Consider the following 23602-nt stretch of genomic DNA (forward strand, 5'->3'; position numbering starts at 1 on the left):
GCAGGTTTTCGTGGTACTTAATTCACCCAAGCTTAAAGTTATAATCGCCGACAGTTCCAATTACTCCCGGCTGGTGCTCTCCAACATGGTGCAGGCCCAGCCCGACCTGGAGGTATTGGATACGGCAGCCGACGGCCTTGCGCTTATGGCCTCCTTGCGCCGTCACCGGCCCGATGTGGTCCTGGCCGATTTCGGGCAGCCGGAAGATAGCCACTTTATGTTCCTGAGGCGCATGCACCAGGAAACCGGGGTACCGGTCCTGATGCTGTTCGACCAGGAAAGCAAACCGGCCAGCAATTTGGGGTTTGCCGGGTTGGGGGTGTACGATTATATTCTGAAACCGGCCCATAAGTTGCAGCCAAAACTACGGGAAGTGCAGGGCGAGATCCTAGATAAGATAAGGGCAGTGCGCAAACCCAAATTCGTTTCTACTTTTTCTTATCCGGCGTCTGCCTTTTTAGTACCAAAAAAGGAATTTATTCCGGAGAAACCGAAAGCAGTAATTGTGATCGGGGCTTCTACCGGAGGTACCCAGGCTATAGAAAAAATAGTATCCGGACTGGACGAAAAACTCGATGCTTGTGTACTGATTGCGGTGCATTTGCCTGCCGGTTTTACCCGTTCTTTTGCCAAACGATTGCAAACACTTACGCCGCTTAAAGTGGTGGAAGGTAAACTGGGAACAAGGTTGCTGAAAGGGAAAATAATTATTGCGCCGGGCGGAAAAAACATGATCGTGCTGCCGGAGATCGGGAAACAGGACAGTTTTAAAATTAATTTTGAGGCCGGTGCGGCCGATGAATTTAACCGCCCTTCGGTGGACATGCTCATGAAATCGGTGGCAAAGCATTGCGGTCCGAAATCATTGGGAATTGTGCTTACCGGCATGGGTAAAGACGGTACCGAAGGCATGGAAGCCCTGCAGAAGGCCGGTGGATTAACCCTGGCGCAGGACCAGGCTTCGAGCGTAATTTTCGGCATGGCCAAGTCGGCAATCGACAACGGGCATGTTTCTTATGTACGTTCCCTAATGCGGATACCGGCATTTATAAACAAATTTGCAGCCGAATTACCGGTTGCCGGCTTAGCTTTGCATAAAGGCAATTAATGAAATCGAGAGAACAGGAATATAAGGAAATTTTTATTGCCGAAGCGCTTGAGTACTACGACGCTTTGAGCCGCCACATCAGCGAGCTCGAAAAAGCGCCGAAGGACGAAAAGATTCTGGCTGAAATATTTCGTTTGTTGCATAACCTGAAAGCCAATGCCAAGGCTATCGGTTTTATCAATATTTCCGATGTATCGCATAAGCTAGAAACAGCTTTCGGCCTGATCCGCAACAAGGAACTTGCCTTCAGCGACAATGTGGTGAATGTACTCTTCGACGGCATCGATTTGCTGGGGGAGATGATCACCAACATCGATAACCCGAATTACAAAGAAACCAGCAACGAGGTATTGCTTCGCAACCTCGATGTAATTATTGAGTCGGCCGATGGCGCTATGCCGACGGCCGAAAACGGCCCGTTGGAAGTAACCAAAGTGCAGCGCGAATTCACTGCCAAAAACCTGTCGCTTTCCGAGCTCATTTATATCCAGATCAAAAAGCTGGACCACATGATGAATCTGGTAGGCGAGCTGATCATCGACCGCGACCGGATCTTATCAATCAGCAAGGACCTCGATAACCCGGACCTGATCTCGGTAAGTTCGCACCTGTACCGGATCACAGACGAGCTGCAATTCAGCGTAATGGATGCGCGACTGGTAAACGTGGGATCTTTGTTCAACAAGTTTCCCCGGATCGTGCGGGATATTGCCGTAGCCGAAAACAAGCAGATTCACCTCGATATAACGGGTCAGGATATCCAGATCGACCGGAATATCCTCCAAATCATTACCGATTCGCTTTTGCACCTGATGCGTAACGCCATTACGCACGGCATCGAAAACCCGGAGGTAAGAACAAAGAAAGGCAAACCTGCTTCCGGCAATGTCTGGCTTTCGGCCCAAAATGACCGCGATATGGTTAATATCAAACTTCGCGACGACGGGAAAGGCATAGACCTGAACGAAATTAAAAGTGCCATTGTAAGACAGAATTACCTGTCGGCGGATGTGGTAAAAGACTTGCGCGACAATGAAGTGCTTTCTTATATCTTTGAACCCGGTTTTTCCCTGGCCAAGGAGATCACGGAATTTTCCGGCCGGGGCGTAGGGCTGGACGTAGTAAAAAACGCCATCGATTCAATTGGCGGCCGGGTACACGTAGATTCACAGCAGGGGAAAGGCACCACCTTTACCATGCATTTGCCTACTTCCATTGCAGTTAAAGGCGCGCTGTTGTTTGAAGTAGCCGGCGGCTTTTTTGCCATTCCGCTCATGCATACCGATTCGGTGGTTTCGCTGCCGAAAAACAGACTACATGAAGTCGGCGACATGCTCGTGGCCGACATTATGAACGAAACAATTTCGATTGTTTACCTGGATGAACTTCTGAATGCGCCCGAAGGCATGATGCAGCTGGGCAATAAAAATATTCTGAAAGGCGACGAGCAAAACATTATAATTGTAACTTACAATAACCGGAAGCTGGGCCTTATTGTAGATAAGTTGCTCCGCCAACAGGATATTGTGATTAAACCGCTAAATAAACCGGTAGATAATATCGATATTTACGGAGGCGTTACCTTATTAGGTACCGGAAAGGTTTGCCTGGTGCTCGATGTACCGGCCATTACCCGATATTTTATCGGGAAGCGTTAGGAAAGTGGCCGGCAGCAAAGCGGCATTGTTTTATTAAAAAGTAAGATCCATGGAACTTCAAGTATCTGAACTGGAAAAAGACATAATAAAGGAAATTTTAAACATTGGCCTGGCCCGGGCGGCAGATTCGTTTGCCGTAATTGCCAAGGACATTGTTTTGCTCAAAGTTCCGGACTTACAACTTACCGAACCCAAAGAGATCCTGCAGCTGGTTACAAATTTCGAAGCCACGCACGTTATCATTCAGTCCGATATCAAGGGCGATTTTAACGGCTCTACGCTCATGCTTTTCTCCGACGACCAAATCGAACGGCTTAGCAAGGTGTGCCTGAACCTGGAATATAAATTCGACGGCGAACTTTCCGACATGCAGGAATCGCTTTTGCTGGAGATCAGCAACATTATTACCGGCGCCCTTGTAACGCAATTGGCCAACATTTTAAAGGCCAGCATTTACGGCTCGCCGCCCATTGCCCCGAAAGGAAATATTGCCGATTCCCTGAAGGACATTCTGGCGCATCACCCGCTGTTCCAGCCAATGGTTTTTACGGTAATTACTCAATTCACCAATTTCACCAAAGTGGTAGAATTGCCGCTCATGATCTTTTTCGATACCAAAACCTTTATCAAGATCCTGGACATTATCCGGTCCTATAGCTTTATTGAAGAAGGTAAAAAGGAATCCCTATAAACAAACGCTACTGTCAAATATTTACTTCTAAATTGTACCTCCCTGCATAGAAACGGTAGAAATTTCCTGTAAAAACCATCCTGCAAGTTTAGCGAAGCGTAACTTGTAGGTTAAAGTTTTGGTCAGTTTGTAAAGACCTTGCCTGCAAGGCAATAAAAACTGCTGCCATGAAATAGAATAGTACCTGACTAGCAGCGTCGACCTTTACAAACCGGCTGGCAGGTTAAAGCTCCTGGGTGCAACTTGCCCTAACCGTTTCTCCTGCATCCGAATCGCGGCTATTTCAGGCTAAAATTCCTCTCCGCCGGTTTTTTCTGCATTTTCCTACCATTCATTAACTTTCTAAAGCTCTATCTCAGCTCCTTTAGCGCTTCTTGCTGCCGTATTGCCACCCTCATATAAAGCAACCAGTTTAGGGAAATTACCATCAGAATTCCTTCATTATTAAGTAACAGGGCAAAGTTAGTTTTACACTACCCAAATTGTCATTCCAGATGAAGTTTATGAGTTCAGAGCACTGAATTCACAAGATTCTTCCAGAATGACAGAAAAAGAATGGTTTTATTCTGTAAACTAAATTCGGCTACTTGCTTAAAGTTTCTAACAATAAGGTATTGAATGCTGAAAGCTCCGGGTAACTAAGCTTAGAACGTAGCTTTAACACTTTGCGGAATTACCATTATTTCAATTCATTTCCCGCGGAAAACAGCCCCGGAAAATCATTCCTTTGAATATCCCCCGATATTTCGTTTTTTTGCGCTCTTATTTTAATTATATCCGCAAGGGATCTTAACAAACATATTGCGAATGGAAGCTTTAGGAAGACATATTTTGGTGGAGTTCTACAACTGTTCTCCGGAATTAATGAATGATGTGGTGCATATTGAAAAAAGCATGGTGGAAGCTGCCGAAACGGCCGGCGCCACGGTGATCAACAGCACATTCCATCATTTCTCGCCGTACGGCGTTTCCGGAGTGGTGGTAATTCAGGAAAGCCACCTGGCCATTCATACCTGGCCGGAGTTTGGTTATGCCGCCGTAGACCTTTTTACCTGTGGCGATTCGGTAAATCCCTGGGTTTCCTACCAGTTTCTGGAAAAAGCCTTCCAGGCTAGCCACGGTTCTTCCATGGAGTGCCGCCGCGGCCAGATGGGCCTTTTAGACCGCAAAGATTTTAACATCGATGCCTTGCGGAACGTTTCGGCCAAACCGTACGACCATCCGGTTAAATTCACCCGCGATGTATGGTTTACCGAACGTGACGAGAACATTGCCTTATCCCTGAAACACGACGGCCAGCTTTACAAAAAAGAATCGCCTTTTCAGAAAGTTGAGGTTTTCGCTACGCAGGCCTACGGCAACATGCTAACCCTGGACGGTATGGTAATGTGCACCCAGAAAGATGAGTACGTGTACCACGAAATGATCACCCACGTGCCGATGCTGAGCCACGGCCGGGTGAAACGCGCCCTGGTTATTGGCGGCGGCGACGGCGGTACCGTGCGCGAATTGTTGCGCCATCCGGACCTGGAAGAAGTTGTGCTGGTAGAGATCGATGCGCTGGTAATTGAAGCCTGCAAATTGCACCTGCCGGAAACGGCTTCCGCTTTCGATCATCCGAAACTGAAACTGTTGGTAGAAGACGGTATCAAATACATTAAAGAATGTGGCGATAACGCTTTCGACCTCATCATTGTAGACTCTGCCGATCCGGTTGGCCCGGGTGAAGGCCTGTTTACGGCTGAATTCTACAAGGAAGTTTACCGCTGCCTGACTGCAGACGGCATCATGGTTACGCAGAGCGAATCGCCGCGCTTCAACACCGAAGTTTTTGTAGAGATCTACGATTGCTATAAAGGCATTTTCGGAAAAGATAACGTGCATTGCTATTTAGCGGCTATTCCAACGTACCCGACCGGTACCTGGAGCTTCTCTTTCTCTTCCAAAGGAAATTCCCACCCGCTGGTATTCGACCGCGAAACGGCTGCCGAATTCTCCCGCAAGAATGACCTGAATTACTACAACGAAGAGATCCACGCGGCCGCTTTCGCGCTGCCGAACTTTGTAAAACAACTGCTTAATAAGAAATAGTATGGCTTCCGGAAAAAATAAAACTTTAAGCAAGCAGGATAAAATTGCCAGTTTCGATTTCAACGGCGTAGGCGACAGCAACGCCGGCTTATTCGGTTTGCCCTTCGATGAGAACGATGCCGAGGTGGTGATCATTCCGGTTCCCTGGGAAGTTACCGTATCCTACAGTGCCGGTACCGCCGAAGGTCCGCAGGCCGTAAAGGATGCTTCCCCGCAACTCGATCTTTTCGATCCGGAGATCCGCAACGCCTGGCAGCTGGGAATCTGGATGGAAGAAATTTCGGAAGAATGGCAAACCACCAGCACGCAACTCCGGAGCCAGGCCGAAAAATACATCGACTGGCTCGAAGATGGCAGCCCGGCCGACACCAATACCGATTATGCTAAAATGCTATCGGTAATCAATAAAAAAGGGAAAGAGCTGGCCGATTGGCTCAGAACCAGAAGCCTGAACTACCTGAAAAAAGGTAAAATGGTAGGTTTGCTGGGCGGCGATCACAGCACCCCGCTTGGCCTGATGCAGGCCCTGGGCGAAGTGCACGAAGAGTTCGGCATTCTGCACATCGATGCCCATTGCGACTTACGGGAAGCTTACGAAGGGTTTGAATATTCGCACGCTTCCATTATGTACAATGCCCTGAAAATTCCGCAACTGAAAAAGATCGTGCAGGTAGGCATCCGCGACCTGGCGCAATCGGAGGCAGAACTGGCCGAGCAATCGAACGGACGCGTGGCTATTTTCTACGATTACTTTCTGAAAGAAGGCCTGAATGACGGCAAATCCTGGAAGAAAATGTGCAAGAAGATTGTAGCCCAGTTGCCGCAGAAAGTATACATCAGCTTCGATATCGATGGCCTTGATCCGAAACTTTGCCCGGGCACGGGAACGCCGGTTCCGGGAGGCCTGGAGTTCGATCAGGCGCTTTACCTGATCAAGGCTTTGGTGCGGTCCGGCCGGGAAATTATTGCCTTCGACCTGGTGGAAGTTGGCCCCGGCGAAAGCGAATGGAACGGGAACGTAGGCGCACGACTGTTGTACAAACTTTGTAACTGGATGGCTGTTTCGCAGAAAAAACTGGAAGCGCCGATGCTGCACGCAAAGTAATTTCATTTTATAAAAACAAATCCCATAGGTTTTCAGTAAATAGGCCGTATTCTATATAGCAACTAAAACTGAACATCTATGGGATTTATCATTAAACTCTTACTTACGGCTGTGGCAGTAGTGCTTTCGGCCTATCTGCTGCCAGGCGTAAACGTGGCCGGCTTTGGTACCGCCCTGATCGTAGCGCTGGTACTGGCAGTGCTCAACGCCATTGTCCGGCCCATCCTGGTATTGCTTTCCCTGCCCATTACCTTTTTGACCCTGGGCTTGTTCCTGCTGGTTATCAATGCCCTTATTATTCTGCTTGCCGATGCTATAGTTCCCGGTTTTGAGGTGAATGGTTTTATCTGGGCGCTGATCTTCAGTATAATCCTCTCTATAATAACGACCATAATTGACCTGATTACCGGTTAGCAGAGCAAAAAAGTCCTTTGGTAAAATTAAAAGCCCCGCATAACGGGGCTTTTTTTTTATAAATTATCCTTTCTGGATCAGGCTGCCGATTGCATCCAGTTTTCGCAGGCATCAGCGCATTCCTGACAAATGCGGGCGCAATGCTGGCAATGTTCAGCTTCGTGCTTGGCGCATTCTTCGGCGCAAAGGCGGCAGATTTCAATGCATTCTTTCATTACATGGCGGGCATGGGCCGAATTCCGGGCTACAAAGCGCGCAGTAAGCATGCAGATATCGGCGCAATCGCGGTCCAGCATAATACAACCGGCCATCATTTTTACGTCATCTTCCTGCAGGCACATGGTGGCGCAGGTTTCGCAGGCGGTAATGCATTTTATAAGGATGTGCTCCAGGTTGTTGGTTTTTTCCGATTTCATAGTTTTAAGTTTTAGGTCCGGTACATTTCTACGCTGGAAGCGTACCGGGGTTCCTGTAAATATCCGGTTTGGTCCAGGTTCATTTAACATCAGAAAACATTATCTGTAATATTGGGTCAAAATGCGTAATTTTGTAAAAAAAAGAAGGCACATGACAATCCAGGCGGCTAAGCACATATTGAAGGACTATTTCGGGTACGACAGCTTCCGGCCCATGCAGCAGGATATTATTGAAAGCGTGCTGCAGAACCAGGATGTGCTGGTGCTGATGCCTACCGGGGGCGGAAAGTCGCTTTGCTATCAGGTGCCGGCATTGGTAAAACCGGGCCTTTGCGTGGTGGTTTCGCCGCTTATTGCCTTAATGAAAGACCAGGTGGAAGCGTTGCGGGAATACGGCGTAAAAGCAGAATACCTCAACAGCACCCAATCTTCCCGGGAGCAGGAGCAGATCGAAAATGCATGCCTGGCCGGAGAACTGAAATTGCTATATGTTTCGCCGGAAAAACTCCTTTCTGCCGGTTTTTTCAATTTCCTGAAACGCCTGCCGCTTAACCTTTTTGCCATCGATGAAGCCCACTGTATTTCTTCCTGGGGCCACGATTTCCGCCCGGAATATACCCAGCTGAAATTCCTGAAAGAACAATTTCCGGAAGTACCGGTAATTGCCCTCACCGCCACTGCCGATAAATTAACCCGTCAGGACATTCAGCAGCAATTAAAGCTCGAAGATCCGAAGGTATTTATTTCTTCTTTCGACCGGCCCAACATTTACCTCCAAGTTAAACCCGGCCGCGACCGCATCAAGCAGATCCTGAATTTCCTGGATGCGCACCCCGGCCAGCCCGGTATTATTTATTGCCTGAGCCGGAATGCCACCGAAAGCCTGGCTGCCAAATTACAGGCAGGTGGCTACAATGCGGCTTACTACCACGCCGGTTTACCCGCCGAAAGGCGCGCTACCACCCAGGAAAAGTTTCTACGCGACGATGTGCAGATCATTTGTGCTACCATTGCTTTCGGCATGGGAATCGATAAGTCGAACGTGCGGTGGGTAATCCATTACAACCTGCCTAAAAACCTGGAAGGTTACTATCAGGAAATTGGCCGGGCCGGCCGCGATGGGGCCAGATCGGAGGCGCTGCTCTTTTACAGCTACGCCGATGTGGCTTCTCTACGCAGCATGCTCATGGAAGGCAAGGAAGGTCAGGTTGATCTGCAAATGACCAAACTCGAACGCATGCAGCAATACGCCGAAGCCACCTTTTGCCGCCGCCAGATCCTGTTGCAGTATTTCGGCGAAACCAAAGCGGAGCCCTGCCGCAATTGCGATATCTGCCGGAATCCGCCCGCTACCTTCGACGGCACCTTGCTGGCTCAGAAAGCGCTTTCTGCCATTACCCGCGTAAAAGAAAAGGCCACCCTCGGTACCTTGATCGATGTACTCCGCGGATCCCGCAACCAGAGTATTCTGAGCAAAGGCTACGACAAGATCAAAACTTTCGGGGTTGGGCACGATGTTCCTTTCCTGGAATGGCAGAATTACCTGCACCAGATGCTGAATGCCGGCCTGTTTGAAATCGCTTATGACGAAGGGTACACTTTAAAACTGAACCCCAACAGCGAAAAGGTATTGTTTGAGCATAAAAAAGTGCCTTTGGTTAAATTCCAGCCGATCACGGCTGCTGCCCCGGCAGAAAGAGCGGTACGCACCAAGCCCAAAAAGGAACTGCAGAAAGACGAATTGTTCGACCGCTTAAAGAAACTTCGCAAGCAACTCGCCGACCAGCACAACGTGCCGCCCTACGTCATTTTTTCGGATAATACCTTGCTGGAAATGGCCGCCGAAAAGCCAACCAACCGGGTAGCCATGCTGGCTATTTCCGGGGTAGGTATGGTGAAATACGAAAACTACGGCTACGAATTTATAAACGAGATCATGCGCTTTATTTCTGACCAACAGGACCAGGGCAACAAGATCAAAGGCGCCACCCATCTGGTAACGTTCGACCTGCTGAAGCAGGGATTGAGTCCGGAGCAGATCGCAAAGCAACGGGAACTGAACCCGGTTACCATCTTTTCGCACATTGCAACTTTATACGAACAGGGCTACGAAATTAATATAAAGCAATACCTGAACGGAACAGAATACCAGGCGATTAAAGCAGCCTTTATGCAACTGGGTCCTGAAGCTAAGTTGAAAGAAATTTACGAGTACCTGCAGGAAACCTACGATTATTTTAAGATCCGGCTGGCGGCGGCAGTATTCAATAAGGAAAACAAACGTCAGGCTAACGCATAAAAAAAGCCCTGCTGTGCGGCAGGGCTTTTTACTATTTAAATTTTATTAGCAAGCTTATTTACTGGCAATTGGGTCCGGACGGCTGTCTTTGTCGCCGGTTACATAACCGTTACGCCCAATGGCGGTACCTCTTAGCAGAAGCAGACCGGCAACGTGAGGCGCTGCAACGGAAGTACCTCTACCGGTACCATAACCACCGGTTTTACCAGTAGAGGTAATACCTTCGCCTGGGGCTGCATAATCTACGGAAGTACCATAGTTAGAGAACGAGGAGAAGGCGCCATAATTATTCATAGAAGAAACGGTATACACATTCGGAGCATTTACGCGGGCCGGAGAAACAGAGCTTGCGTCTACAGCGCTGTTACCGGCCGCAATTGCAAAAAGAATACCTTTAGCAGCGGCAGATTTTACAGCATTATCCAGTGTAGCCGAAATTCCCGAGCCTAAGCTCATGTTTACCACATCGCCTGGTTTAGCGTTTGCAATTACGTGGTTAACCGCCTTAATTGCGCTGGAAGTACTTCCACGACCCAGGTCATCGAATACCCGAAGGGCTACGATAGAAGCATTGGCAGCAACCCCAACAACCCCAATGGTATTGTTTTTGGCGCCGATAATACCAGCCACACACGTTCCGTGGCCGTAACCATCTGTATAGGAAGTTATACCGGTAATAAAGCTTCTGCTTCTGGCCTTATCTACGTTAAGATCCGGATGGTCAGGGTAAACCCCGCTATCGATAACCCAGGCAGTTTTACCGGTACCATCGCCATAACCTACGCGGGCAACACCCCACGGAATGGTTTGAGCTGGCTGGGCCACCGAAGTAATAGTAGTACTCAGGGTTATTAACCGGTCTTGTTCGATAGAAGCCACATTCGGGTCATTTTTCAGGGCTTCCACCTGGGCTTTCGAAAGTCGGCCGGAGAAACCTCTTACCGCGCCTTCAAATTTTTGTTTGATGCTGGAAGGGGCAATTTTCTGATCGGCAGACATCGTCTCGATCGTTTCAGAGGCGTTTTCCCCATCTTTAAAAGTTACAATGTATTCCCCTTCAATCGCTTTACCATTTTCAGCGGAAACCGCAGCATTATCAGTTGGCTGGGTAGAAGCTGAATTATTTTCCAGGGTATCTTCTTTCTGACAGCCGGCCATTGTAAATACGGAGGCAAGTGCAAAGTAAGATACGGCTTTCTTGAATTGGTTCGCTTTCATAATCTTATATTATAAGGTTCAAAATCAGAAATAATAAAAGTTTCTAGCAAAATTGAATTAACCGCCCCTGCTGTTTTATTCTTTCTGAACTACAGCCTTACAACATCCCTGTTTAAAGGAAAAGTTCAGAATCTACAATAAGGTTCTTGGAATTAGTACAATTTTGTCACGGAAAGATGTTTAAATAGTTATATAATTTACATTTTCATAAAATTTAGGTCCTGAATATAGAAATAGCGTTTTATCCTATATAGCCTGGTTTTTCCAAAAGTCTGAGACTTATTGTTGGGGTTCATTCTTTTCATTTGAGTACAATTCATTTCGTTCAGTTTAAAGTTTATTTTTTTATTTATTTACCTTACCAGGCAGCCTTTTTAACTAAAAAATGCTAGCCAGAAAGCTTTTTTTAGCTTCTATTAAAAGAAGTAGCATAATCCGCACCTTTATGTTGTAAGAGAGATACTAACCCTTGTTGCATAAGTTTCGCGGAAAAAGCCATAAAATGAAATAGTAAAAGGTATTAGAATGACAGTGCTATCTTATTGTGGAAATTGTACAAAAGTATTATTGGTAACTGGGAACCTAATGCAGATCGAAAAAGGAATTGTTAAAATTATGCCGTCGGGAATATTTACCCGGGCGAAAGAAAATATCTAATTTTCAGCCTGCTATAAAAATTAAAGTGCTAAACTAATTAGTATTTTTTTTGGCAATTTCGTAGTTTTATGAATCAGATCCGGATTTACTCCGTTTTAACACCTGGATACTAATTTTTTTAGAACATGCTTAGCGGTAATTTAAAGAATATAAGAAAGCGGTTAGGTTTTACGCAAGCACAACTGGCTGAAAAATTAAATATAAAACGCTCTTTAATAGGAGCTTACGAGGAAGGCCGGGCGGAACCTAAACTTTCCACTCTGGTTAGTATGGCCCGCTTATTCGGCATTTCCCTCGATTCCCTTATTACCCAGGACCATAGCCAGCCCTTGCCGAACGCTATTCCACAGCCGGAAAAAAGTACGGATGGTAAATTACGGGTGCTGGCTATTACGGTTGATAAAGAGCAGAACGAAAACATTGAGCTGGTACCGCAACGCGCCAGCGCCGGCTACCTGAATGGTTACGCCGATCCGGAATTTATTGAAGACTTGCCAAAGTTCCGCCTGCCGATGCTGGCCGGTACTGGTACTTACCGCGCATTTGAGATATCCGGCGATTCAATGCTGCCTCTTGTAAGCGGAACCGTAATAGTAGGCCGTTTTGTAGAGGATTGGAGCCATATTAAAGACGGCACGCCCTGCATTCTGGTTTCGAAGCGAGAGGGCGTGGTTTTCAAAAGGCTCTATAATAAGGTGCATTCTTCAGCCTTGATGATGCTGCATTCCGATAACCCGGTTTATCCGCCTTATGAATTACCGGTTACCGATATTCTGGAGATCTGGGAAGCCAAAGCCTATATCAGCAATTCTTTCCCGATGGCCGATCTTTCGTTGAGCAAACTTTCTTCCATCGTACTCGATCTGCAGCACGAAGTAATGAAGCTGAAAAAAGCGATTTAAGTTTTAAAGGAAATTTCTGGAAGGGGCCGGCTTAATTTAGCCGGCCTTTTTTAACTTACCAGCTTTTTCCCCGTAATACCCACTGTTTAAGTTTTAAGCTTATTAAGAACTCCTACCAAAACAAATAGAACTATGGTTCAACTCATAAAATCAGCGGAAAGGCATCACGCTTCGCACGGCTGGCTGAATTCCTATTTTCTTTTCTCTTTTGCCGACTACTACGATCCAATGAACATGTCTTTCGGCCCTTTGCGAGTTTTTAACGACGATTATATTGCGCCCCGTTCCGGTTTCCCCATGCACCCGCATTCCGAAATGGAGATAGTCACCATCGTTTTAAAAGGCGAAATAACCCATAAAGATAGCATTGGCAACGAAAAAGTAATAAAAGCGGGAGAGGTGCAGCGCATGACCGCCGGTACCGGAATAACCCACAGCGAAGAAAATAAGTCCGACGAAGAGCTGCATTTATACCAGCTCTGGTTTTTACCGAACCGCCGCGGCCTGCAACCTTCTTATGAGCAAAAGAAGATGGATTTCCTGGATGCCAGCAATGAACTCGTACCGCTGGCTACCGGGCAGAAAGTACTGGAAGACGTGATCTACATGAACTCCAACTCCACGATTTATTATTCCAATCTAAATTCCGATAAGGAAATCGATTTTAAAACCTTCGATATCCGGAAAACGCTGATCTATGTAACCGAAGGCCATATGTTTGTAAACGGCATGGAGGTTCGTAGTAACGATCAGTTACGACTCGATAAACAGGACATGATAAAAATGCGGGCAGCTAAAAACACTTCCTTCGTGCTCATCGATCTGCCCGGAGTAGAAGCAAACTTCTAAATTAAAGGACATTGGTATCTGGATATTGGTATCTGGACTTTAAACCCTTAAGAGCCTATAATTCCGCATTAATCAAGATTAAGTTGTCTTTCAGGCTATATGGTTATTTTAAAATCCTGTTACTTTTAAACAATAAGAATAAGGAATAAAAAACAGTAAGGTTAAGAAAAAAAGCCCCGGAAACTCTCCGGGGCTTTTTTAATGAAGAAAATTGGATAAATATTATGAATCCAGATACTAGTATCCAGATACCAATATCCAATAAATTAAATAGAATACTTACGGCCTTTATTTTTTTCTTTAAGGTACTCCATTAAAGGAGCGAAATATTCTACCATGGCGCGAGCGCTTAATTCTTCACCGGTTTTTTCAACCAGCATCTGGCGCCAGTCAACGCTGGCTCCCGGAGCCATAATGCCTCTCAGGAACTCCCCAACTTCCTTGTTACCGTAATAATTCGTGGCCCGCGGGTCCTGCTTCAGGATGTTTTTAGCAATGTGGTCGTGCAGCTGGAACAGGATCACGTAAGACAAGGCATAATCGTAGTACTGGGCCGGATCGTCGTTGATGTGGGTTTTGGTAGCAGCATCGGTAAATTCTTCTCCCCGGGCATTGGGCGGCTGAATTCCCTGGTACTCCGAAACCAGTTGCCACCAACGTCTGTTAAATTCCTCCGGCGAAAGATCCCGGGCATACAGGTCGTGCTCAAACTCGGTCATTACGCCGGAAGCAAACGGAATGAATACCACGTAGTTCAGCGCCTCTTTCAGTAATAACTGCATATCGTCGGTTTTTGCTTTCGGGTCGATCAGGTCCAGGCCGGCCAGAAATGGCTTCTGGTTGGCGGCCAGGCCCATTAAGCTGCCCAGTGCTTCATGATACGCCCGGTTCGCGCCAGCCCTTAGTAAAACAGGTACTTCCGGGTTGGTGTAGGTTAAGTAGTAGTAAATATGGCCGTATTCGTGATGGGTGGTTTCGTACCATTCGGCATTCGGCTCAATGCTCATTAAGCTGCGCACGTCATTATCCAGGTCCATGTGCCAGGCCGAAGCGTGGTTGTTTTTCTTGTACTTTGCGGTTTTCGGCAGCGGGTAGAGGTCCGATTTTTCCCAGAAAACCTCCGGCAGCGCCGGGAAACCCAGGCTCATATAGAAACGCTCGGCTTGTTTGGCCTGCCATTCGGAACCTTTCTTTTTCAGTTCGTTATCCAGATTGAAGCCTTTAACGCTAACCATGCTGCTCCAGTCCTGGCCCCAGCGGTTAGGCAGCCAGTGAGCCGGGATTTGCTCGGGAACATTCTTTACGCCGTATTTTTTAGCCAGTTCGTAGCGGGCGTAGGTATGCAGTTCCCGGTAAAGCGGCCGCAATTCTTCGTTTATTTTCCTTACCAGGCTCATCATCTCTTCCCGGCTCATGCCGTACTCGGAAGCCTGGTAACTGAAATAATCTTCGTAGCCCAGCGCCTGCACGGTTTTGTTCCGAAGATCACGCAAGTTTATCAGGCCTTCTTTTAAACCTTTACCAACTTCTTTGCTGGTGTTCCAGGCCTGCAGGCGTTTAGCCAGGTTTTTTTCGTCCTTCAGGATGTCGTCGAGTTGGTTGGTGGTAACCGACTTGCCATTCAGCTTGTAATCGTAACCATACAATTTCTCGGTCTGGGCGGTCTGGGCTTTGATGCGTTCAGTAACCAGATCCGGAACGGTTTGCGGGTTATTGGCCGCCTGGAAAAGTACGGCTTCCAATTGCAAAACCTGCAGCCGGTCTAACATATCTTTGTGCTCCAGTAATTCGCGGGTACGTTTTATATTTTCCTCGCTGCCGGTAAAGCGGGCCATGGCTTCATTTGCCTCCTGGGTGCGCCGGGCATTGGTTTCATCGCCGGGAATGATGCGGGTATTGGAAGTCCATTCGGCTTCTGATGCGGCGGTGTATAATTTCTGGTAGGTTTCGGAATATTCTCTCAGGAATTTCTCAGCCTCACCGCGGAAATCGCGCGGTATAGCCGCTGCTGGTGGGGGCGTAGTAGTAACCGGTGGCGCACTAGGCACTTTCGACTGGCAGGAATATAAAAGCGACACTGCCAGGGCAGGTAAGATCAGTTTTTTCATATTGCAGTTATGTATGTTCGGAAACCAAATATACAAATTCTGCTAAGGAAAAGCCTGTATTTCTAATAGACCAGTAATAGCGTTTCGGTTGTTTATTGATTTTATGAATAAACAAAAAAATATGGCTTCATGCCAAAAAAGCTACTCAATCTGGCATTTAATTCCAGTATTCATTGCGTCTGCTTTCGCTGATGGATCTGTCAGCTAAAACAGACGGCAATGAACAGGTCAGTTTCAAATTTTACGTAAGTTTAGAAGGCAATTCTTCGCTTTAATTTTCGGTTGGCTCCGGAAGATCTTTTTGAACCAGGCGGGTATCGAGGGTTTTGCTCGTTTTGGCACCAAGTTTCTTGAGTAGTTCGGCTTTTTTTATCAGGTTGCCGTTTCCTTCGGAAAGCTTTTTCATGGCCAGGTTATATTTTTGCTGACTCCGTTCCAGGTTCAGGCCAATGTCTTTCATATCGTCTACAAAACCTACAAATTTATCGTAGAGCTTGCCGCTTTCTTCGGCGATACGGAGTACATTCCTTTTCTGGTTTTCCTGTTTCCAGACGCTGGCAACGGTACGCAACGTAGCCAGTAAAGTCGAGTTGGTAACGAAAACAATGTTGCGGTCCAGTGCTTCCACAAACATTTCCCGGTCTTGCTGCATGGCTAAGTTAAAAGCCGGCTCAATAGGGATGTACATGAGCACAAAATCCGGGGAATTGATGCCGTGCAAGTGCTGGTAATTTTTGCGGCTCAGATCGGAGTAATGCGTGCGAAGCGAGTTTAAATGGTTCTTTAGTTGCAGTTGCTGCACCAGTTCATCTTCGGCGCTGCAATAGGCTTCGTAAGCCACCAAAGAAAGTTTGGAGTCGATCACCAGATGCTTATCATCAGGCAGCATGATGATTACGTCCGGCCGGAATATTTTTTGTTCCGCATCGCGGCGCACGTCTTCGCGGCGATAATGAATTTCCCTTTCCAACCCGGATTTTTCGAGCAGACTTTCCAGCAGGTATTCGCCCCAGTTGCCTTGCGTTTTGCGTTCGCCTTTCAGGGCATTGGTAAGGTTCAGGGCATCCTTGCTCATTTGCTGGTTCAGGTTCACGAGCTGGGCGATCTGTTCCTTTAAAGTCGTGTTTTCGATCAGGCTTTTTTCGTAGGTCGTTTCCACCTTGGCTTCAAACTCCTTGATGCGCTCCTTTAAAGGTTCCAGAATACGCTCGATATTCTCGGCGGAAGCTTTTTTGAAGTGCTCGGAATTATGCACCAGAACTTCGTTGGATACGGTATGGAATTGCTGCAAAAAAGTAGTACGGAGGCTAGCCAGCTCTTCGGAATTTTCGCTTAGCTTTTTCTTCAGGTGGTAAAGGTCGGTTTCGGTTTTGCTGAGTTCGGTATGCAGGTTAATTACCTTCTGGTTTTCCGAACGGAATTGTAGCACGGCTTTTTCCAGTTCGGCTTTCTTTTCAGTTAGCTGGGTTTGCGCCATCGTTAAAGCCATTTCCGCTGCATTGGTTTTCTGTACCAACCCATTGATCCGGCTTTTCAATAATACATAAACCAACCCGGCAGGCAATGCCCCGGCCGCAAAAGATAACCATTCCATACCTTGAAATTACGCGAAAATATGCCTTGGAACAAGCTAAAGGGGGGATTAGTGCCATCGTGATTTCTGTTTTATTTAAATGGTAGTAGCACGGCACAAAAAATCCCTAATCTGTTAACAAAAGCGGGATTTAGTTTATATTGGTGAAAATGCCATAGTCGTCAGGCTAAGGTAATTTATTATGATTTCGGACTGTAGAGACGTAATATATTACGTTTCCATTCGGGGTACAAACGACGGCATTAAGTTGCAAATGGGTTGAGACCAGATATGATGATTTGTTGCAAAGCTGTGAAAGTGCACAATACTGTCGCAGTGTTGTGAAAGACGTAATGTATTACGTCTCTACAGGGGCATCGGAATTTAGCCTGACTGTTATGGTGTTTTCACCAACAACGGCATGAAAAAAGCCCGGCACTGCTTTCGCATACACCGGGCTTTTTTCATGCTTATGAATTTGAAAAAAATGTTTTCAAATTTTCTAATTAGCACATTAGCACATTAAAAAATCAGCACATTAATGTTATTCCTGTGGTTCCAGTTCCATTGTAGAACCATCGGGTGCTTTCAGGTCCAGTTCATCATCGTCCAGCTTGGTAACTTCGAAAGACATGGACGTAGTAGATCCGTTCGGGGTAAGCATCAGTGATTTGGCATTCTGGTCGTAGCGGTAAGTTCCCGACATGGTTTGCAGGTTTGAATTCATGGAGAAGTTACCGTTGGAGAAAAATTGCAGCACCGTACTTTTGTCTTCCTCGGTTTGGGAGACTTTACCCCCGGAAGCGTTTTTCTCTTTATGGGTTACCCATTTCCGGCTGCCGGTACCGTAAAGGTTGCTGGTGCTGCCGGCCTCATTTTTTTTCCGCAACTTAACGCGAAAACTAAAGCAAACATGTAAAAGGCCAGAAACAGGTGTTTTACTTTCATTTCTTTCATAGTTTTATTTTGATTGGTTAGCATAAAGCCCGGGCAACAGGATTATAACGCCGCTGCCGGAAATGAGTAAGGATACGGGAAGCTAACAGTTTTAGTTTATGAAAGTTTTAAACCTTCAGGAATTGCACAATTTAAATAACCATTCCGGTTAAGTAGCCGTATCGGCTAAACTGTTGAATTTTTACGATTGTATTTTAAAAACACTCGTACACAGGAATATAATCAACATTCACTTTTTAATTGCAAACAACCATGGGATTATTTGATTTCCTAAAAAAAGGCGAACAGAAGCCAGCTAATCCGGTAAAACCGGGAACCCCGCACGGCGGCATGGCAGACCCAATACAGCAAAGCAGACCAGCCCAACCGCAAGCGGCTGCTAATATGGATACTTACACGGTTAAATCCGGCGATTCGCTTTCCAAAATTGCCAAGAACTTTTACGGCGACGCCATGCAGTGGCGTAAGATCCACGAAGCGAATAAAGACAAGATCTCGAATCCGGATATGATCCAGCCGGGCTGGGTTTTGAAAATACCGAAACAGTAATCGGATTGACAATTTTTCAGACCTCCATAGCGTAAGGTTTAAACCCTACGCTATGGAGGTCTTCAGTTTCTTACCGCGCGCAAATGCCGCGGTACGGGCAATACTGGCAAACTTCCAGATCGTTGGTCTTATGGATCGGTTCTTCCGGATCGAGCATTTGCCGGATGAATTTGTGCAGGTATTTTTCCGATTCGGCCAGGAATTCTTCCGTGGTTTCAAAGCCTTCGTCGGTAAAATTGAGCTGGGCTTTCATCAACCCCTTATCTAAATTCCGGAACGATAAAATGCTGGCTTCCACTTCGGTTTTTTCCGGCAATTCCATACCATTTTCGGCGGCCATTATTGGAATTTCCGACAGGCTTTTCTCCATCAGATACCGGTACAGCCAGAGCTGCCGGACTTTTTCGTATTTCTTGTTCGAAAGGAAATGCGTTTCCAGATCTTCGGTTTTTACTTTCAGATCCGTCGGATTCACAAAGCCGGTCTTATAATCGATCACCCGGATTTTATTTCCCGTTCTATCAATTCTATCGGCTTTACCGGCCAGTTTTACTTCTACCAATTCTTCGCCCACCGGTACCTGCAGGGTAGTTTCCAGCGATTCCTCTAGTTTCAGCACTTTTAGCGGATAGGCGCCGGATTTAATTTCCAGCTCCAGGTACTTATGCAGGATCTTCAAGGCTACTTTGTAAAGCAGGTGATTCATGCCTTGTTCTGGTAAAGCTTCTAAGGTGCCACGTTTAAATTCCTGCTTCACTTTTTCGGGCAACTGCTTTAGCATTTCTTCCAGCCTGGAAATAGTGACCGGTGTACCATCCAGCATGAACGGCTGGTAGAAATCTTCCAGCACTTTGTGCACAATGTTTCCGAACTGATCGGTGCCGATCTGTTCGTCCATTTTGTTGCTTTCCTTCAGGCCGGCAACTTTGGTAAAATAGTATTGCAGGTTGCAGCGCACCCACATGTTCAGATGCGAAGGGAACAAGCCTTTTTTCAAATTCGCTTTCAGCTTGCTTAATACTGCTTCGTCTTTCTCAATTATGATGTCATGGTTGTAGCTTTTCTTCTCAGTTTGCACCACGATGCCGGTTTGTTCCGTGTATTTTATCTTCGGATTTAGGGGCGCCAGGTGGTTGGCCAGTTGCAGAATGAAGCGGCTTTTTTCGGCGGCCCCAAAAGTATCGGAAGGTTGCACGTAAAGCAGGCTTACGGTTTTGGCGCGCTGCAGCAAACGGTAAAAATGGTAGGAAGTAATGCTTTCCTGTTCCGAATACGTTGGCAAACCGAACTCCCGCAGCACGTCGTAAGGCATTAAAGAAGAATGCTTTTTCGGAGCCGGCAAGGTCTTCTCGTTTACCGACAGAATGATCAGGTTTTCAAAGTCCAGCGCGCGCGTTTCCAGCATCCCCATCACCTGAATTTCCGAGATCGGTTCGCCTTCGAAAGGTAAGCGGGTCTGACCGATCTGTTCGTAGAGAAATTTCTTAAAGCTGCGCACTGAGATCTTTTGCTGCCGGCAATCGAAAATGGAATCGAGGCGTTTTACGATGGTGAAAAGGTGGTACAGGTATTCGGTCTCCACCGGGTTGATTAGCTCGAAGCGGTAAATATCTTTCAGCAAATCGATGATCTCGAACAGGGCCGCAATAATATCATCGCAGTTTTTCCAGGGACGGAAAAGCGACTGAAAAAGCGGATGTTCTTTACCTAGCTCGATCAACGTTTGGGCCGAAAGCAGAATGCGGTTCTCTTCCAGAATCCGGGTTACCACGTTTTGTACTAGGTTTTCGTATTCCGGCTGGTCGGTTAAATTTTCGTGGAGGTAATGTTCATAGCGACGAATAAACGGGTGGCTGAGCAGTTTATTTACCGCCAGGTAATGGTAATGCTGCACTGCGTAACCCGTTTGCCCCGGCTGAATGATGCCCGTTAAATGCACATCGAAAAGCAGATCCACGAGGTTAAAAAGGGAAGTGCCTTTGAGCGTAAGCCCCATCGTAACGTTGTAATCGGTAATCTTTTCGCCGATGGAATGCAGCACCGGCAGCAGCATATTTTCGTCGGGCAGCACGATGGCTACTTCGGCATTTGGCTGTTTGCTCCTAATTTCGTCTAACAACTGACCTGCCACGCGACCCTGCATGCTGGCATTGGCCACGCCGATCACGTTAATTTCTTTTTCGGAAGTTAAGAGTTCGTTACTGCTGAAATTCCATTCCGGCAGGCTCCATTTTTTACGGTACTGGCGCAGGAAATGCCCGGCCCGGTTCGGCGAATCGGCAGCTAAGTAATACTCATCGGCATCGAAAAAAACATCGGCTTTATCGAGGCTTAAAAGCGTGCGCACGATCTTTTCTTCCGACCGGCTCAAGGCATTTAAACCAATAAAAATGTAGCGGTGGCAGGTAGTTTTTTCGGTTATTTCCTTAACGTTTTCGGCTACGTAGCGGAAGGCCATGCCGGGGTAGCTTTGTTTTTTCTTCCGTAAATTCTGCCGCAGTTTACGGTAAGTTTTCTCCAGGTTGTCCCAGAGTTTAAAGTAGTTGGCAACGGTGCTGGAAATGGGCTGACCCAGCGCTTCCGGATCCCAGCGCTCCAGGGCTTTGGCTTCGGATAGGTATTCGAAAAGCTTGTCGGTGGCTACCAGGTTCTGGTCGATGCGGTTGAAATCTTCGAGCAAAGTGCCGGCCCAGCTCACGTACTGGTCGAAGTCGAGTTTCTGGTCGAATTCCTGGATAATGTCGTAAAGTTCCAGCTGCAAGCTGATGGGCTCCACAATTTCAGCTTTGGCCAGGTTGCACACAAAATCTTCCATCGAAGAAACTTCCGGGCTCCACAACCCGTTGGATGCCAGTTTGGCCAGCGCATTTTTGAAATACAAACCCGCCCGGCGCGTTGGCACGATCACGCACAACTGGCTGATGTTGTCGGGGTATTTTTGAAGTAAAGCAGCAGCGGTATGTTGGAGGAAGGTTTGCATGAAGGGATCTCGACTTTTTCTTATCAAAATTATAGCATTTTTATTTTACCCCAACCTAAAATAAAAGACAAAATTTAAAGTTTTGAACAAAGAGAACCAATTTCGGTTTTATTTTTTTATACCTTTGTACCGGAATTAACAAGTCATTCCTGAACCTGATGCTGAAGAAGCTTTCCCTTTATCTGCTCATTTTTGCTACCTCGTTCAACGTGGCCGGCGGATACGCAGTGGCCGCTACTTTTAAAGCAGCTTCGTTTTCGGTTTGCCAGATTACCGTGGAGCAGGGCTCTAAATCTGAGACGGTCGTAAAAAAGGCGTCTTCGGATATAGTAATTGTTACCACGCCTCTAATTAAAGAAGGTGACGAAGAGAAAACCCAGAAATTTGGTTTTGATTTCGATTACGCGGTAACGGAAATTCCACACTTTTTGCCTTTACTCCGGGCGGGCCCTTCTGCCAGCAAGGTTAAACAGTATCATTATTCTATTGCAAAGGGGAAAAATACGCCACTTTTCCTGCTTAACTGTAATTTCCGGATCTAAATTATTTTATTGCTGTTGCCGTAACTGCACTTTCCAAAAGCTGCGGGCTACGGTTTTTTTGTGCCCTTTCCATTCAAAGTTTCCGTTCTACCGGTCCGTTTTAAAGGCTCCGGAAACGCATGACTTAATCTGCCAGCTTGTTATTTATTTAAATGGTTTTGCTATTCGCTTAAGCTGAATTCCCAATTCAGGTTGGGCTACGTGCAGCGATCCTGATCCGGAAAGTTTACTCTCACACTTTCTTGCCGAGTTTTAATAAGCAACAGTCAGCGCCTCGGGAATTGTCGGGTTTCGCGGACAATCCCGGTGTTGCTGGCAATTTTCCGGATCGGGCCAAACAGCAAATCCCGCAGCATTTCATTCCTAATTTTCAATCAAATCTTAATAATTAAAGCAAAATCCATGAAACGCATTTTCGTGTATTTCGGCCTGTTTCTGAGCGTAATAGCCACAGGTTGTGAATCTAACAAAGAGAAAAAAGAAGAAGAACAAACGTTTAAAGTTACCAGCCCCTTAATTCAGGACACCACCGTTACGGAGGCTTTTGTCTGCCAGATCCGCTCCATTAACCACATCGAGTTGCGGGCGCAGGAAAGAGGCTACCTGCAGAAATCTTTTGTAGACGAAGGGCAGCTGGTTAAAAAAGGACAGTTGCTGTTTCAGATCATGCCTAACCTTTACGAAGCCGAATTGCAGAAAGCCCAAGCCGAAGTAAACTTTGCCCAGATCGAGTACAAGAACGCGGCCTCGCTGGCGGGCCGGAACATTGTGGCGCCGGCCGAGCTTTCCATGGCCAAAGCCAAGTTAGACAAAGCCAAAGCCGAAGCGGCGCTGGCCAACGTGCACCTCCAATTTACCGAGATCCGGGCGCCATTCGATGGCATCATTGGCCGGTTCCGGGTACGGTTGGGAAGTTTGCTGGACGAAGGCGAACTGCTTACCGAATTGTCGGATAACAGCAACATGTGGGTTTACTACAATGTTTCCGAAGCCCAGTACCTGGATTATAAAAAGAACGTGCAGCAGGGAAACAAAACCCAGGTGCAGCTGCGCCTCGCCAACAACGAGGTCTTTCCGCATACCGGCATTGTAGAAACCATCGAAAGTGATTTCAACAACGAAACCGGTAACATTGCTTTCCGGGCTACCTTTCCAAACCCCAACGGCTTGCTCCGCCACGGCGAAACCGGCAACATTCTCATGACCATTCCGCTCAAAAACGCCATGCTGATCCCGCAAAAAACCACCTTCGAAATTCTGGATAAAAAGTACGTGTACGTGGTAGACAAAGACGGCAAGATCCGGTCCAGAGAAGTGAGCATTGCCGCCGAGTTGCCGCACATTTACGTGGTGCAGAATGGCCTTTCCAAAGACGATAAGATCCTGCTGGAAGGCTTGCGTCTGGTAAAGGAAAACGAAAAGATCCACTTCCAATTCAAGCAGCCTTTAGCGGTTATTTCCCATTTAGAACTGTATGCGGAATAA

Annotated in this window: 18 protein-coding genes; 12 read left to right on the plus strand and 6 right to left on the minus strand. The window is 46.9% G+C overall.

Annotated elements, in window-relative coordinates:
* The first annotated feature begins 10 nt into the window (after nt 1–10).
* The 6 genes from F0P94_RS02900 (at nt 11) to F0P94_RS02925 (ending at nt 7067) form a co-directional block, all read left to right on the plus strand.
* Nucleotides 11–1108 (plus strand): chemotaxis protein CheB, encoded by a 1098-nt coding sequence (locus F0P94_RS02900; RefSeq protein WP_150902187.1) that lies wholly within the window; start codon nt 11–13, stop codon nt 1106–1108.
* Complete coding sequence (locus F0P94_RS02905) at nt 1108–2766, plus strand: chemotaxis protein CheA (protein WP_150902188.1); 1659 nt, start codon at nt 1108–1110, stop codon at nt 2764–2766. The genes F0P94_RS02900 and F0P94_RS02905 overlap by 1 nt, the downstream gene beginning before the upstream one ends.
* A 49-nt stretch (nt 2767–2815) precedes the next feature.
* A complete protein-coding gene (locus tag F0P94_RS02910; protein WP_150902189.1) occupies nt 2816–3457 on the plus strand; it encodes a chemotaxis protein CheC in 642 nt (213 codons plus the stop codon).
* Nucleotides 3458–4264: 807 nt separating this feature from the next.
* The gene (gene speE / locus F0P94_RS02915; protein ID WP_150902190.1) at nt 4265–5548 is read left to right on the plus strand and encodes a polyamine aminopropyltransferase; all 1284 of its coding nucleotides are present in this window, start codon (nt 4265–4267) and stop codon (nt 5546–5548) included.
* A 1-nt stretch (nt 5549) separates the two neighbouring features.
* Complete coding sequence (locus F0P94_RS02920; RefSeq protein ID WP_150902191.1) at nt 5550–6653, plus strand: agmatinase family protein; 1104 nt, start codon at nt 5550–5552, stop codon at nt 6651–6653.
* Nucleotides 6654–6731: 78 nt separating this feature from the next.
* Nucleotides 6732–7067 carry a phage holin family protein gene (locus F0P94_RS02925; protein WP_150902192.1) on the plus strand — a complete coding sequence of 112 codons (336 nt, stop codon included), beginning with the start codon at nt 6732–6734 and terminating at the stop codon, nt 7065–7067.
* Nucleotides 7068–7144: 77 nt separating this feature from the next.
* Here the strand turns inward: F0P94_RS02925 and F0P94_RS02930 are convergent, their stop codons facing one another.
* Complete coding sequence (locus tag F0P94_RS02930) at nt 7145–7483, minus strand: four-helix bundle copper-binding protein (RefSeq protein WP_150902193.1); 339 nt, start codon at nt 7481–7483, stop codon at nt 7145–7147.
* Nucleotides 7484–7634: 151 nt separating this feature from the next.
* Between F0P94_RS02930 and recQ the strand changes: the two genes are divergently transcribed.
* Nucleotides 7635–9782, plus strand: a complete 2148-nt coding sequence (gene recQ / locus F0P94_RS02935) for a DNA helicase RecQ (RefSeq protein ID WP_150902194.1) — start codon at nt 7635–7637, stop codon at nt 9780–9782.
* A 54-nt stretch (nt 9783–9836) separates the two neighbouring features.
* On the opposite strand, the gene F0P94_RS02940 is transcribed toward recQ, so the two are convergent.
* Complete coding sequence (locus F0P94_RS02940) at nt 9837–11000, minus strand: S8 family serine peptidase (protein WP_150902195.1); 1164 nt, start codon at nt 10998–11000, stop codon at nt 9837–9839.
* 782 nt (nt 11001–11782) lie between these two features.
* On the opposite strand from F0P94_RS02940, the gene F0P94_RS02945 reads away from it, so the two are divergent.
* Together F0P94_RS02945 and F0P94_RS02950 are read left to right on the plus strand one after the other, a co-directional pair.
* The gene (locus F0P94_RS02945) at nt 11783–12559 is read left to right on the plus strand and encodes an XRE family transcriptional regulator (RefSeq protein ID WP_150902196.1); all 777 of its coding nucleotides are present in this window, start codon (nt 11783–11785) and stop codon (nt 12557–12559) included.
* Between the two features lie 132 nt (nt 12560–12691).
* The gene (locus tag F0P94_RS02950) at nt 12692–13408 is read left to right on the plus strand and encodes a pirin family protein (protein ID WP_150902197.1); all 717 of its coding nucleotides are present in this window, start codon (nt 12692–12694) and stop codon (nt 13406–13408) included.
* Between the two features lie 266 nt (nt 13409–13674).
* On the opposite strand, the gene F0P94_RS02955 is transcribed toward F0P94_RS02950, so the two are convergent.
* The 3 genes from F0P94_RS02955 to F0P94_RS02965 form a co-directional block, all read right to left on the minus strand.
* A complete protein-coding gene (locus F0P94_RS02955) occupies nt 13675–15516 on the minus strand; it encodes a M2 family metallopeptidase (protein WP_150902198.1) in 1842 nt (613 codons plus the stop codon).
* Nucleotides 15517–15787: 271 nt separating this feature from the next.
* Complete coding sequence (locus F0P94_RS02960; protein ID WP_150902199.1) at nt 15788–17110, minus strand: DNA recombination protein RmuC; 1323 nt, start codon at nt 17108–17110, stop codon at nt 15788–15790.
* A gap of 523 nt (nt 17111–17633) precedes the next feature.
* The gene (locus tag F0P94_RS02965; protein ID WP_150902200.1) at nt 17634–17978 is read right to left on the minus strand and encodes a hypothetical protein; all 345 of its coding nucleotides are present in this window, start codon (nt 17976–17978) and stop codon (nt 17634–17636) included.
* Nucleotides 17979–18298: 320 nt separating this feature from the next.
* On the opposite strand from F0P94_RS02965, the gene F0P94_RS02970 reads away from it, so the two are divergent.
* Nucleotides 18299–18595, plus strand: a complete 297-nt coding sequence (locus F0P94_RS02970; RefSeq protein WP_150902201.1) for a LysM peptidoglycan-binding domain-containing protein — start codon at nt 18299–18301, stop codon at nt 18593–18595.
* A 70-nt stretch (nt 18596–18665) separates the two neighbouring features.
* Here the strand turns inward: F0P94_RS02970 and F0P94_RS02975 are convergent, their stop codons facing one another.
* Nucleotides 18666–21575 (minus strand): PD-(D/E)XK nuclease family protein, encoded by a 2910-nt coding sequence (locus F0P94_RS02975; protein WP_150902202.1) that lies wholly within the window; start codon nt 21573–21575, stop codon nt 18666–18668.
* A 158-nt stretch (nt 21576–21733) separates the two neighbouring features.
* Between F0P94_RS02975 and F0P94_RS02980 the strand changes: the two genes are divergently transcribed.
* Entirely contained in the window at nt 21734–22117 is a 384-nt protein-coding gene (locus tag F0P94_RS02980; protein WP_150902203.1) for a hypothetical protein, read from the plus strand.
* 402 nt (nt 22118–22519) lie between these two features.
* Nucleotides 22520–23602: an efflux RND transporter periplasmic adaptor subunit gene (locus F0P94_RS02985; protein WP_150902204.1), complete on the plus strand. Its 1083-nt coding sequence runs from the start codon at nt 22520–22522 to the stop codon at nt 23600–23602.

Origin of the sequence: Adhaeribacter soli (assembly GCF_008727925.1) — a bacterium.
GTDB lineage: Bacteria > Bacteroidota > Bacteroidia > Cytophagales > Hymenobacteraceae > Adhaeribacter_A > Adhaeribacter_A soli.